Source organism: Fibrobacter sp. UWB4, assembly GCF_002210345.1.
Lineage (GTDB): Bacteria > Fibrobacterota > Fibrobacteria > Fibrobacterales > Fibrobacteraceae > Fibrobacter.
Window position 1 is genome coordinate 109,449 of record NZ_MWQI01000010.1, and the last position, 12,678, is coordinate 122,126.

The following is a 12,678-nucleotide window of genomic DNA, read 5'->3' on the forward strand; positions in this document are numbered from 1 at the left end:
AAGTCCGCCTTTTTTGTTTTGCTATTAACGCTGTCAAGCCCAGCCCTGATCCGCGTATGGGGTGGGCTTTTCCGTTTCATGCAAAAAATGCCCGCTTATGGCGGGCATGACAAAAGCTTTTTTGGCAAGCGTTTATGCTCTCAGAATTTCGATAAGCTGTTTTGCATTCTTTTCGATGAGCACGAATGCTTCGAACATGCGGGCTTCGCGCCACTTGGTCAGGTACTTCGTCTGCCAGTCCACGGCGATCACGTCCGGGTCCTTTGGTCCGTTTTCGTTCTGGTACCAGACTTCCTTCGTGATTTCGCGAATCATGGCGCCCATTTCGGCAGCCGGCTGTAAAGAACCTTTGCAAAGAAGAAGTGCACGAAGGTTGTCGAGCAGGATTTCGTCAGAGGGATTTTCGGCATCCTCGCGGGCGCATTCCCAGATTTCGTCCCGATGACGTTCCGTCCAGCCCATCAAGTATTGTTTGGTCTTTTCAAGCTCGCCCTTGGCAAGCTTTTCATCGACCGCTTCGCGCGGATAATATATGCTGTTTGGATAGAATTCAATCATGATCTACCTCCTTCTGCGAAGTTAAAGCACAAAGACAATGCCCGGGGCGGGACTTGAACCCGCACGGAGTTGCCCCCAAGGGATTTTAAGTCCCCAGTGTCTACCATTCCACCACCTGGGCAGGTTGTGCGAGCAGAATATAGCAAATTTAAGTAGGATAAATTATGCAATTGGGCCAATTATTATGGAAAATATCACATTTTCCCCTAAAAAAATATTTTCTGTTTACAAATGTTTACTTTTGAAGTAGTGTTAATGTATATTATAAATTAGACCAAAACGAGAAAAAGGCATCTTTTTATTGTTAATTTTGGTTCGGTCCTGTTTGGAGATTTTTGTATGTTGAATTACGGTTCTAAAAAGAACGGCTATACTTTGATAGAAGTCCTTGTCGTTGTGTCGATTATGGGAATTCTGTCTTCTATGGGCGTCGTGAGCCTGCGTGGTGCCGTAGTCAATAGCCGAATGAAGGATAACGCTTTAAATACGACCGCTTTTTTGGAACGAATTGCCAATGAAGCTAATCGTATGTCCAAGACCCTTTGCGTCAAGAAAATTTCTCCACATGGACTTGGTGTGTATGTAACGGATGATTGCAGTAGCCTTCCGGAAAATACGTACGATACTTTTTATATCGACGCTCCTGCCGTTTTTGGCTGTGATAATCAAATCCAATTTAGCGTTTTTGAAGGTTCTGACTGGGCTGGTGGCGATGGTGTCATTTTCCAGCCCCGCATCGGGCTTTCTGCGGCTCCTTCTACGGGATATATCTGCATGCAGTATGGCGATGATGATGTCTACGCTGTGGCTGCGAAGTATAAAAACAAGAATATGATTGTCCCTATGTGGAGATCTGGTACCTATTGGGATGAATTGTAGGTGAACTATGACGAAACTTTTGAAAAATAAGAAAGGCTTCGGTATTGTAGAGATCCTGGTCGCAGCTGCGGTCCTTGGTTTTATGTATATGGCGGTGCTCAATCTCCAAGGCGGTAACCACGATGCCCTGTTGCGCATTCGCGGGCGCGATGGTGCCATTGAAGTTGCACAGCAGGTTTTGGATTCCCTTAAGTCTATAGGGATTGCGGCGATCCCGTCGAAGTCTCTTTCCGATACGACTTTTGAAGTTCCCGATATCAACCGCAAATGGGCTCGTGGCCTTGGCGATTCTGCAACGGTGACTTATTCGCCGATGGTGACTGTTGCCCCGACTCAGAATTACACGTCGCAATCATCGTCGCAGTTCGAGACGGTATCGCACATTTATGCTAAACAGGTGAAAGTCAGGGTTTCCTGGAACTTTAAGGGTTCCACGCAGTCTATTGAAGTCTCGAGTGTAATTAGATGAAATGTCATCCTGAGCGAAGTCGAAGGATCCAGTAAAAATATTCGCTAGAAATAACTGGATTCCTCGTCCTAACGGACTCGGAATGACGTTGTTTTGTCTGTTAATTTCCTAATATGTGCATTATCACGGGCCGGTTCTTGCCGGCCTCTGTTTTATGTATCGTGAGCTTTCCGGTGCTATCGTAGCTGAATTGGTCGCCAACGCGTTCCCCGTTCACGTAGTTGAGGCTGTCCTTCAATATGCCGCTCGGGTACCAGTTGCGCCAGATGCCGTGACGCTTGGAGTTTCCGTCTGCGTCTGTTTGCCAAAAACCTTCGCTTGCCATTCTGCCGCCCATGCTGTCTGGGTAGAAACTGCGGCTTGTTTGAATATGCGGTGTGCTGTGCGAGCTATCGGCGGTGCTATCCTCGCGTACCCAGAGTTCTTCGTACAAAAGAACGTGCCCTTTTTGAATGTAGCGGAGCGTTGCCGGATATTTGCCGATGCTTTTCTTGAAATCGTCCTTGTGACTTAAAGTGCAAGAGTCGAGGGTACCATTGGGTTTTTCTGAATGGACGAATAAGGTTTCGGCACAGAATAGCGTTGATGAATTTGCGCAGGTTCCATAAGCGATGCCGGTAACTTCGGATTTATTTGTGGAATCTTCCGCAATAAAACTGCTTTCTCGGACAATGTTGTTGTTCTCGTCGAACCACTGTATTTTTTCACGCCCCTTGAAAAAGCTTGACTTGATTTTTTTGATGAGGGAACCGTCTGCCCTGTAGAATGTTAGAGGCAATGGAGCGAATTGACTTTGTATAACCCCCTCTTCCATGATTTGCGCTTGTTCGCAATTTCCGGCGGCAGAATCAACGGGTCCGTATGATTCGTAGTATTTTTTGTAATTGCCTTCTAAATAGCCGTTCACGCAATCGTAGTATTCCGTGATTTTGCAGTTTCTCCCAAAACGCTTGACATATCCGTTGGCTTCATGGCATCTATTTTCTTCGGCAAGTACTCCGTTGTCGTGAAAATGTTTCCACACTCCGATGTGGTTCCCGTTGTCGTCGTAATGCCATTCAATTGCTTTTACCCCATTGTGATGATAGCCTTCCCAGTCGCCAACAGGGTGGTCGTCTTTATAGAACTGGACCGCTTCGACTTTCTTGTTCTGGTAGTAAACCGTCCACTTGCCGTCTTTTTTCCCTTTGTTGTAGCGCCCGACCATCGCAACATCGCCAAAGCCTGTCCAGCGCTTGAATTCCCCGTGCGGGAGGCTGTCTTCGTAGGGGATTTCGAGTTCCTTGATGCCGTCGTTGTACCATTCGTTACGCTTGAGGATGGTGCCGTCGGGGTAGACCCAGATGGATGTCTTTTTGACGCCGTTAGCGTGCCTTGCGAGGATATGTTCTTCAGCCCGCTCGACTGTACAGCCGGCGAAATAGCATAAAATGGCAAAAAAGACGATTAAATGACGGAGTTTCATTGTTCGTAAAGTAGAAAAAAAGTAATTTCTAGGTGTGAACGGACAGACAAAAAAAACAATTGCAGAAACTTTGCACATGAAAATCCAGACGCCCTGGATCTGGCTTGTCGTCGTTCTTACGATTTGCCTCACGGCGCTGTTTTACGTTTCGCAAAAACCGCAGGTCGCCGTTTATTCCCAGTACGTGAAGTCGCTTTGCGATTACCAGTTTGCCGATGCGAGCCTCATGCGTTCGATGGAACGTGTCCGTAGCGGTTACGAGGTGGATTCGGCGGTGGTGCTTGCGCAGATGATGACGCTCCGCGAAGTGGCGCTTTCGTTTGAGGCTGGCATCCAGAAACTTGAACAGTCGGGCTTTTCGGCGCCTCCGGCGGCGTCGGTTTCGCAATTCAAATCGAGCGTCCTTGCGAAGGTCTCGTGCTTGCAGCGCTATCTTTCGGAACGCTTGGCGTGGCATGACGATTTGGAACGCGTTTACCGCCTGATGGAGATGAACTCTTCGGACATCGATTTGTCGCTTTTGCGCAAGCTGGATTCTGCACGTGCGGGGTATGACGTGTTGCTGGATGACCTTGTGTTGCCGGAGTCGATCAACAAGCGCGTCGTGTCGCTGCTCGAAAAAAATCGGAATTTGCACAATGTCTGGAACCAGTTCGATAACGATAAGACGCTCAGCGTGAGTGATGAACTGCTCCACTTTTTCCAGATGGAATACGTGAAAGAAATTTCTTTGTCGGCGAAAGTTCCGCTAGCGTTCTACTTCCTGTCGCTTGTGCTTTTGCTTGCTACATTCTTCTTTATATTTAAGTCTAACAAGGATTAAAATGTCTGTATTTCGTGTTCGTAAAGTTGCTTTTATCAATTTTGGATTGCTGTTCATCTTCCTTGCGAGCTGGATTTCGTGGTACATGTACCCTCTCGCGAGAAGCGTTACGAAGGAGTTCTCTTTTGAATACGGCTTCGCTGCGGCTGAGTGGGAAGAGCACTTCTTTTATGGCAAGGTGAGCTATGCCGCTGTTCCTAGCTTGTTTGGTGGTTCGAATATTCCGTTCTTTGATAAAATCTATTTCCAGCTCAACGGGGATTCCAAGTGCACGTTTGTCCTTTATGCAAACGATGAAATTCTTGACGAACTTGCGGAATGGTACGATTTTTCGGCTGCAAATGCAAGCGAAATCCCGATGGAGGTGCGCGCGGTTAAGGTGGGGGACAAGTATGTCGTGAAGTCCATGACCTCGACAGAGGGGACGCTCAGCTGGGAATATTTGATGGACGAATTCCATTTTTACTGGTGCTTTGTGGGCTTGTGTCTTGTAGCCTTTATGGTGCTTGTAGGGATTGCGTTGATTCTTGTGGGGCTTGTGCATAAGCCGCGCCAGCTGAAATCCCAGCCTTTGCCAAACGGTGCTGAATGATGAACCGGTCCGTTTTTTTTGTGGTGCTGCTGTTTGCTTTTTTCATGGCAGGCGGGCAGACCTTTGCTGCGCAGGATTCCCTGCTTGTCCCGTTTGGGGAGTCTGGGGGCGAAAGCGCAACGGGAATCTGGTGGCCGGAACCTGTGGCCAAGAAAGCGGCTAAAGTAAGTAAGTCCAGGATTGCGAAGCGTGATGAAAATTTGCGCGCTGTTCGCGAGCGGGCTTCGGTCGTTGTATGGTTTCACGGTGGCATGAGTAGTGGCCATTGCGAAAAGGGATTTGTTGCCGGAGCCGATTTTGCGGAACTTTATCCCGAAAAAATTGTGGTCAGCGTTTCTGCTTGCCGCGAGAACCATTGGCTGACAAGGGGCATGATCGACGCTGTTGATGCGGCGCTTGATTCCGTGGCGGCCGGGAGAAAGGTTCCGGTGGAGCACGTGTCACTGGTGGGAATCTCGGATGGCACTCTTGGTGTCTTGGCTTATTCGGTTGAAGGTCGCCGGAAGGTGGATGACCGTTTGCTGATGAGTTCTTTCGGGAAATTCCTGGGAGAACCGGCGGTGCTTGCATCGCAGAAGAAAATGCAGTCGGGGCGTTTCCGCTTTTTGCAGGGGGGCAAGGATAGGCTTTATCCGTCAGACCAGACGGTTCCGTGGATAACGGATTTTTGCAAGGTGGTTTCGGTGGACTGCGAACTCCGGTTCGACCCGGAAGGCGAACACGACTGGAACTACTGGAAGGGCCGGCGCATGGACTGGATCCGCGACGCCATCCGCAAATAATTTGGGCTTTGCGCACAAATAACCGCCAAATTCAAGCGACCCCTTGACAAAAGGGCTATTTTTTTCAAAATTTGGTGCACCACGCGGATGTGGTGGAATTGGTAGACACGCTAGATTCAGGTTCTAGTGCCTGCAAGGGCATGAAGGTTCAAGTCCTTTCATCCGCACTGAAAAACCCGGTAGTTCGCTATCGGGTTTTTCGTTTTTTTTCTCGATAACGTCATTCTCGACTAACGAAAATATGTACTCTTTTGGGCGATTGTTTTTTTGCGAAAGGTCATAATGAGCGATTGTTTAGACAATGAACTTTGCGAATTTACGCTGCAAGAGGTTGTGGGCGACCGCGTTCTGCTGCGGCCGCTTGTCGATGCGGACGTGCAGCCTCTGTTCGAGTTGATTGAAGGCTCTCGCGAGTTCTTGTCGGTGCATTTGCCGTGGCCTGCTGAGGAATGCTTTACTCCCGAAGATATTGCCTCGAAAATTGATGCTTGGGACTTGCAGGCGCAGATGGCTAACGGCGCTTGCTGGGGCGTTTTCGAGAAGGCTTCGCAAAAAATCGCGGGTTGCATTATGCTTGGCTGGGTGCAGTGGAAAAACCGCTCGGCGACTGTGAGCTATTGGCTCGGCAAGGATTTTTGCGGGCGTGGGCTTGCGACTGAAGCGCTTTTGCTCGTGGCGGGCGAATCTTTTGCGATGGGGCTGAACCGCCTCGAACTGACGGCGGCGGTCAACAACCCGAAGAGTGCCGCCGTTGCCCGCCGTGCCGGATTTGCGGAAGAAGGAATCTGTCGTGAGTACGAGCGTCTCCACGGGCGCTTCGAAGACCATGTCCGCTTTTCGCTTCTCGCGAAAGATTTTTAAGTGCGTTCGGGGCGTTGCGGGGTGCCCCCGCTAGAAGGGGTGATGGAAGACTTGCCCTAGAAGGAGGTGCCCGCTCGGTGGCGGGCATGACATGAGGGGCAAGGCTGCAATCAGGGGGAATCTTCCCCCCTTTTATAGTCCGTTCGGCTCTATTGCGTTAATGAAACTCCGTCTACGCCTCACTCTCGCCAACGCGACTTGTTTATACAAGTCGTTTATGGCTCACGTGTGAAATTCAAGATGTAAAATAACGTCGACTACAAGTATGGTTACTTGAGTAAACGAGAAAAGCTTTTTATTCTTTGATTTTGTGGTGGAAGACTTCTATTTTATAGCTGTATGGAAACAGGAGAAAATCGCATAGTTGAACCTGATGTTTTGTTGTACACGAACTATCGTGTATTTTTGCGGGATTATTACGAGTTCAAGAAGAAGACGGTTCCGGCGTTCAGCCTCCGGTTCTTCGCGGAAAAGGCTGGGCTTTCGAGCCATGCCCATCTCAAGCTCACGATTGACGGCAAGCGGAATATTACAAAGAACACGGTTGTAAAGCTTATTCACGGTCTCGGATTGGATGGCCAGCGAGCTGCATATTTTGAAAGTCTAGTTTTTTTCAATCAGGCCCAGACGGATGCGGATAAGCAGGTCTACTACGCCCAGCTTTTGAAGGCGAGTCCGCGCTCCAAGCTGCACAAAATGGATTCTGCTCAGCTTCGTATTTTCCGCGAATGGCATCATTCTGCGATTCTTGAGATGGTGGCTCTCAAGGATTTTCGGCCTGTTCCCGACTGGATTTCGAAACGTCTTGGCGGTCTTGTGACGCCTGCCCAGGTGATGGAGTCGCTCAAGCTTCTCGTTGAACTTGGACTTCTGGTGAAGACTGCTAACGGCTACCGGCAGCGCGACCCCTTGATTACGACGGACGATGAAGTCCAGGATCTGATGGTCAAGATGTATCATCTGCAGATGCTGAAGCTCTCGGCGGACATGCTTTCGGCGCTTCCGGCTGCTCAAAGGGATGTTTCGGCGCTGACTTTTAGCATTAAGCGCGAAGATTTCCCGAATTTGAAAAAACATTTGCAACTTATGCGCAAAGAACTGCTAGATTTCTCTGCAAAAGCGGGAGAAGCTGAAGAGGTTGTGCAAATCAACATCCAGCTTTACCCTCTTACACGAGGAGTATGATGCGTTTCTTGAGGTCAATTGTTGTCTGTGCGCTTATGGCGTTGTTGTTTGTCGGATGTTCTGGTTCCGATGCCTCGGCTGGTATTGAAATTGGAAATCCGGAAATCCAAAGCGTGGCTCTCACAGCTGATTTCTCGATTGACTATTCTGACGCAAAACCGATGATGCTTGCTAAGCCTGCATCGACCGATGAAGATGTGGTCATAGATACGTTCCATTTGACGTTGATGAATATAATCTCGTATAGCAGTTTCTATACGGGGGTATCAACGGATGAGTATGATGGCGGCGTTCGGCTCTGGCCTTACAGGGATAATCCGGCTGCGGTACTTCCCATTTCGTTTACGGAAGGTGAGTTTGTTAAGGATGCCTTTGATAATATCAACTTGAAGCGGGACGGATTCCTTAAGGAAATTGGCGTTGGCTTCGAAGTGAATCAAAGTCATGGGGTCAATGCTATCTGTGGCCGAGTCCGTAAGGATGGCAAAAAAATCCCGTTTGTCTACGAACTGTCCAACTTCCAGTCGTTCTCGTTGCGTTACCATTTCTCGCAGATAGACTTGCAGGATTCTGTAGTGAATTTATCTGTTATGTTCCGTGTGCACCGCTTTGCGGACGTGCTTGACTTTGCCTCGGCTGAAATCGGGGAAGATGGCGTTATCCACATAAGCAAGACGGAAAATGAAAGCTTGTGGAAACTTCTGAACGAACGCTTTGTCCCTAGCTTCCAGGCGTTACGCTATGAATATTCAAATGCGAGAGGCCGTACGGTTAGCGATTATGTCGATGACATTTGGGATGGCATGAGCGAGGTCTTTAACAAGAACTTGATTACGAACGGTGATTTTAAGGACGGCGGTAAGGACTGGATATTCCATACGCAGTTTCGTGGAGTGGCTGACACGGCGATTGTCCAGGAAAAGAATTCGAATGTAATGAGCGTTCGTGTGACTAATGGTGGAGATACTTCTTTTAGTGTCCAGCTGCTCCATGAAAATATCCCTGTAGTTGCTGGTGCGACGTACAAGTTTGTATTTACTATCTGGTCTGATGTCGAGGATTCTGTTACGGCCCGATTGGGAACGTACTTGCGCTATACGACTAATGGTTTCCAGGAACATGTCTTTGTTTCGAAGGCTGGGAAATCGTTTGAAATAGAATTTTCGCCATCGGTAACGGACCCGTTTGCTCGCCTGGATTTGAATCTGGGACGCAGGAAACGGACGTTCTGGATCAAGGACGTGCAGTTGATTAGAATTAAGTAGTTTGCTAAATTCTAGTCATTATGGCTACTATTCCTACTCTAAAAGAAAATCTCGTTATTGAAAATATCCGCCCGAGCATCGAGGGCGGCCGCTTCATGCTCAAGCGTGAACCCGGTGACACAGTGACACTCCAGGCTGACATCTTCCGCCACAGTCACGAAAAGTACGATGCAGCGATTTTTTACCGCCACGTTTCCAAGAAAAAGTGGGAACAGGCTCCGATGCACTTTGTGGACAACGACCTTTGGGAAGGCTCCTTCACGGTGGGAAACATCGGTTATTACGAATACAAGATTTGCGCATGGACCAAGGAACCGAAGGACGTTCCGACTGAAAGTCCAGTGATGAAGCTCCGTGTGGACCCGGTCTACAGCCGCGTGGGTACGTGGTACGAAATGTGGCCGAAGAGCCAGGGCACGGACCCGAACAAGAGCGCAACGTGGAAAGATTGCGAGAAGCAACTCGACTACATTGCGGGGCTTGGCTTTGATACGGTTTACCTTGTTCCGATCCACCCGATTGGTGTCACGAACCGCAAGGGCGCAAACAACGCGCTCCACGCCAAGGTTGACAAGAAGGGCAATCCGCTTGAACCGGGATGCCCGTACGCTGTCGGTAACAAGAACGGTGGTCATTACGATGTGGACCCGGAACTCGGGACCATGAAGGACTTCGAACATTTTGCAAAAGCCGCTCGCGCCAAGGGTCTCCGCCTTGCTTTGGACATTGCGCTCAACTGCAGCCCGGACCATCCGTATGTGAAGTCGCACCCGGAATGGTTCTACCACGAACCGGATGGTAGCATCAAGTTTGCAGAAAACCCGCCCAAGAAGTACGAAGACATTTATCCGTTCGACTACTACAACGAGAACTACAAGGCTCTGTGGCAGGAAATCGAGAACATTATTTTGTTCTGGGCGGACAAGGGCGTTGAAATTTTCCGTATCGACAACCCGCATACGAAACCGTTCCCGTTCTGGGAATGGCTCATCGCCGACGTGAAGGAAAAGCGCCCGGAACTCGTGTTCCTCGCCGAAGCATTCACGCGTCCGAAGATGATGCACCGCCTTGCAAAATCCGGCTTTGACATGAGCTACACGTATTTCGCATGGCGCTCTGCAAAGTGGGAATTTGAACAGTACTTGAAGGAACTCACGCAGTCCGACGCTAAGGAATACATGCGTGGAATCTTCTTCCCGACGACGCCGGATATCTTCCCGAAGTATCTTGCATACAAAGGTGCAAACGCGTTTAAGCAGCGCTATTTCTTGGCCGCGACGCTTTCGAGCCTCACGGGTATGTACAACGGATACGAACTTTGCGAAAATATCCCAAGCCCGATCAAGGAAGAACTTGCCGATAGCGAAAAGTATCAGTACAAAGTACACAACTGGTCTGGTCCGGGCATTCAGGACTTTGTTCGTCGTCTGAATGTCGCTCGTCAGGAGCATGTTGCCTTGCAGGAATACGATAACCTCGATTTCCATTACGCTCAGAACGACCAGCTTATGGTTTACTCCAAGAAGTCTGGCGATGACGTGATTCTCTGCGTGTGCAATATGGACATGGACCACGTGCAGGAAGGTATTGTTGAACTCGACATGGCTAAGCTTGGCCTCCAGAACGATTCGTTCTTCTTCTTGAAGGACATCGTGACCGACGAAAGCTATGTCTGGCGTGGCAACAAAAACTACGTGAAGCTTGACCCTGCAAAGGCTCCTGGCCATATGTTCGTGGTGAAGAAAATCTAAAACTCGCGAATCGCGAACGAAACGCCTCAATCGCAATTAGAAACGCCCCGGAAGCCGCCGCTCCCGGGGCGTTTCTTTTTGGGGGAATGCTCACAAAAACTCTTTTTAAAAGCTTTTTTTGTGTCTTTTTTAGAGGATTAAATCTAATTTTAGACGAGGTATTTAAAGGATGATTATGAAAAAAATTTTATTGAGTTCGATATTGGCTGCGGGCGCCGTTGCAATGTATAGCGCCTGCTCTGATGATTCTCCATCTCCGCTTACTCCGTCTGTTGCGGCTTCTTCATCGAGTGTCGATTGGTTTGTAAGCAGCTCTGGTGTAGATGGAAGTGGCGATTTGGGATCAAGCTCTTCTGTGGCGCCGGGATCCAGTGCCTCTAACTCGAGTTCTTCTGTGGTTGTTCCGCCTAATTCGGCGACGAGTTCTAGCAATGGTGGGTCGTCTCAGTCGAGTTCTTCAGTCAATCCGACATCTAGCGCCACTCCGAATTCGTCTGCCGTTGAAAGCTCTAGCAGTGCTGAACCAGAATTAGGTGCAGATGGATTCCCGACTCTTGAATCTTACGGCCCGCCTCCGGCCGAATACACCAAGGACATCAGCGCTACGGCAAAGCGCGGTTGGAATACCCGCTACTGGGATGCTTGCAAGCCGCATTGCTCCTGGCTTAGGGAAAACGCTAACGATGTGACTCGTGCAGACACGTCTTCCGATGTGGCCTACATTGCCGACTATGGCACTGCGCGTAACTGCAACATTCACGATGTCGAAGTCCCTACCTTTACCTTGGGGGACGTATCGAGGGCCTGGTTCGGTTATAACGGGACCAGGAGCGCTTGCGGCGACGAAAAGGAAAAGGGCGTGTTCACCTGCACGGACATGGCGCCTATTGCCGTGAACGATACGCTTTCTTATGCATACGTTGCGGGCACTGCCGATAGCAAGTGCGGCAAGTGCTACCATTTGCAGTACGACGGCCACTTCGCAAACGAGATGGAAAACAACCCGCCAAGGGAAACTCACCGGGCGCTCAAGGGCAAGCACATGATTGTGATGGCCTCTAACATCGGTATGGATGTGGCTGGCGGTAACCCGAATCTTCCGGCAGGCCAGTTCGACTTGATGGTGCCGGGCGGTGGCGTGGGCGCCTTTGACGCTCTTACTGTTCAGGTAAACAAAGGCCGCGACTTTAACTGGGGCGCAGGCTTTGGCGGATTCTTGACCGAATGCCAGAACAAGCTCGGCTACGAGGCTACTCTTGTCGCGTACCAGACCTGCATCAAGGATATGTGCGACGCGGCCTTCGGCGACGCCGGCCTCCCGAACCTTTTGCGCGGTTGCCACTGGTTTGCCGACTGGTACAAGGCTGCAGACAATCCGACCTACTACATCGAAGAAGTGGAATGTCCGCAGTACTTGATCGACCATTACATGAGCCGATTCAACACCACTACGCAAACCAACATCAAGAAGGTGACGGACTGGTCCACTTACAAGGAAGGCGATGTGCTTGACACGCTCCATTGCTGGAAGGCGGGCGAGGCTCCTCCAGAAAACGGCTGGACGAATCCGAGTGCCGGTTGTGATGTTAAATAAAGAAATAGAATGAATTTGTGGCTCCCTGCTCACTGCGGGGAGCTTTTTTTATGCTTTGTCACCTGGGCTTGTTATCCAAGGGCCGCAGGCGACGGGATCTACAGACTGTTGTGCGAAAGATTTCTGTTTACAGAATGTGGATAATCTGTCGTGCGGTGGCATACATCCCGTTTTTAGCGAAAAAAGTGAAAAAAAGTGAATTTTTTTTACTTTTACCCCTTGCAAAGTCATCGTAAAATTCTATAATTGGCGCCGTTCCTGAGAGACGAGGCCGAAACGAAGAAACGAAAGCCCACGACGAAGGAAAAAGCGAAAGCCCGCGAGACTTTCGGGAAGATTGAAGGAATCGGAGATGTGCTTAGTGACGGCCCAAGAAAATTTCTTGGAAGTCTTTTACGGAAAACAGGACAGACTATTTAAAAAATCAATGAAGAGTTTGATCCTGGCTCAGAAC

At 49.5% G+C, this 12,678-nt stretch carries 12 protein-coding genes and 2 tRNA genes; 11 read left to right on the top strand and 3 right to left on the bottom strand.

Annotated elements, in window-relative coordinates; all coding sequences use genetic code 11:
• Nucleotides 1-132 precede the first annotated feature (132 nt).
• Together B7990_RS13375 and B7990_RS13380 are read right to left on the bottom strand one after the other, a co-directional pair.
• Nucleotides 133-558 carry a hypothetical protein gene (locus B7990_RS13375; RefSeq protein ID WP_088641410.1) on the bottom strand — a complete coding sequence of 142 codons (426 nt, stop codon included), beginning with the start codon at nucleotides 556-558 and terminating at the stop codon, nucleotides 133-135.
• 38 nt (nucleotides 559-596) lie between these two features.
• Nucleotides 597-679: transfer RNA gene (locus B7990_RS13380), tRNA-Leu, on the bottom strand.
• A 218-nt stretch (nucleotides 680-897) separates the two neighbouring features.
• Here B7990_RS13380 and B7990_RS13385 point away from each other — a divergent pair.
• Together B7990_RS13385 and B7990_RS13390 are read left to right on the top strand one after the other, a co-directional pair.
• Entirely contained in the window at nucleotides 898-1,437 is a 540-nt protein-coding gene (locus B7990_RS13385; RefSeq protein WP_088641411.1) for a Tfp pilus assembly protein FimT/FimU, read from the top strand.
• Between the two features lie 7 nt (nucleotides 1,438-1,444).
• Entirely contained in the window at nucleotides 1,445-1,906 is a 462-nt protein-coding gene (locus tag B7990_RS13390; protein ID WP_088641412.1) for a type II secretion system protein, read from the top strand.
• 100 nt (nucleotides 1,907-2,006) lie between these two features.
• On the opposite strand, the gene B7990_RS13395 is transcribed toward B7990_RS13390, so the two are convergent.
• The gene (locus tag B7990_RS13395) at nucleotides 2,007-3,371 is read right to left on the bottom strand and encodes a toxin-antitoxin system YwqK family antitoxin (protein WP_088641413.1); all 1,365 of its coding nucleotides are present in this window, start codon (nucleotides 3,369-3,371) and stop codon (nucleotides 2,007-2,009) included.
• 34 nt (nucleotides 3,372-3,405) lie between these two features.
• On the opposite strand from B7990_RS13395, the gene B7990_RS13400 reads away from it, so the two are divergent.
• The 9 genes from B7990_RS13400 (at nucleotide 3,406) to B7990_RS13440 (ending at nucleotide 12,224) form a co-directional block, all read left to right on the top strand.
• Nucleotides 3,406-4,194: a hypothetical protein gene (locus tag B7990_RS13400; protein ID WP_254917537.1), complete on the top strand. Its 789-nt coding sequence runs from the start codon at nucleotides 3,406-3,408 to the stop codon at nucleotides 4,192-4,194.
• Nucleotide 4,195: 1 nt separating this feature from the next.
• Nucleotides 4,196-4,786: a hypothetical protein gene (locus B7990_RS13405; RefSeq protein ID WP_088641414.1), complete on the top strand. Its 591-nt coding sequence runs from the start codon at nucleotides 4,196-4,198 to the stop codon at nucleotides 4,784-4,786.
• Nucleotides 4,783-5,568 carry a hypothetical protein gene (locus B7990_RS13410; RefSeq protein ID WP_254917538.1) on the top strand — a complete coding sequence of 262 codons (786 nt, stop codon included), beginning with the start codon at nucleotides 4,783-4,785 and terminating at the stop codon, nucleotides 5,566-5,568. The genes B7990_RS13405 and B7990_RS13410 overlap by 4 nt, the downstream gene beginning before the upstream one ends.
• Before the next feature lie 83 nt (nucleotides 5,569-5,651).
• Nucleotides 5,652-5,735, top strand: a tRNA-Leu gene (locus tag B7990_RS13415).
• A 115-nt stretch (nucleotides 5,736-5,850) separates the two neighbouring features.
• Complete coding sequence (locus tag B7990_RS13420) at nucleotides 5,851-6,429, top strand: GNAT family N-acetyltransferase (protein ID WP_088641415.1); 579 nt, start codon at nucleotides 5,851-5,853, stop codon at nucleotides 6,427-6,429.
• A 339-nt stretch (nucleotides 6,430-6,768) separates the two neighbouring features.
• The gene (locus B7990_RS13425) at nucleotides 6,769-7,614 is read left to right on the top strand and encodes a TIGR02147 family protein (RefSeq protein ID WP_088641416.1); all 846 of its coding nucleotides are present in this window, start codon (nucleotides 6,769-6,771) and stop codon (nucleotides 7,612-7,614) included.
• The gene (locus tag B7990_RS13430; protein WP_254917539.1) at nucleotides 7,611-8,879 is read left to right on the top strand and encodes a carbohydrate binding domain-containing protein; all 1,269 of its coding nucleotides are present in this window, start codon (nucleotides 7,611-7,613) and stop codon (nucleotides 8,877-8,879) included. The genes B7990_RS13425 and B7990_RS13430 overlap by 4 nt, the downstream gene beginning before the upstream one ends.
• A gap of 20 nt (nucleotides 8,880-8,899) precedes the next feature.
• Complete coding sequence (locus B7990_RS13435) at nucleotides 8,900-10,630, top strand: alpha-1,4-glucan--maltose-1-phosphate maltosyltransferase (protein WP_088641417.1); 1,731 nt, start codon at nucleotides 8,900-8,902, stop codon at nucleotides 10,628-10,630.
• 175 nt (nucleotides 10,631-10,805) lie between these two features.
• Complete coding sequence (locus tag B7990_RS13440) at nucleotides 10,806-12,224, top strand: glycosyl hydrolase family 5 (RefSeq protein ID WP_254917540.1); 1,419 nt, start codon at nucleotides 10,806-10,808, stop codon at nucleotides 12,222-12,224.
• Nucleotides 12,225-12,678 lie beyond the last annotated feature (454 nt).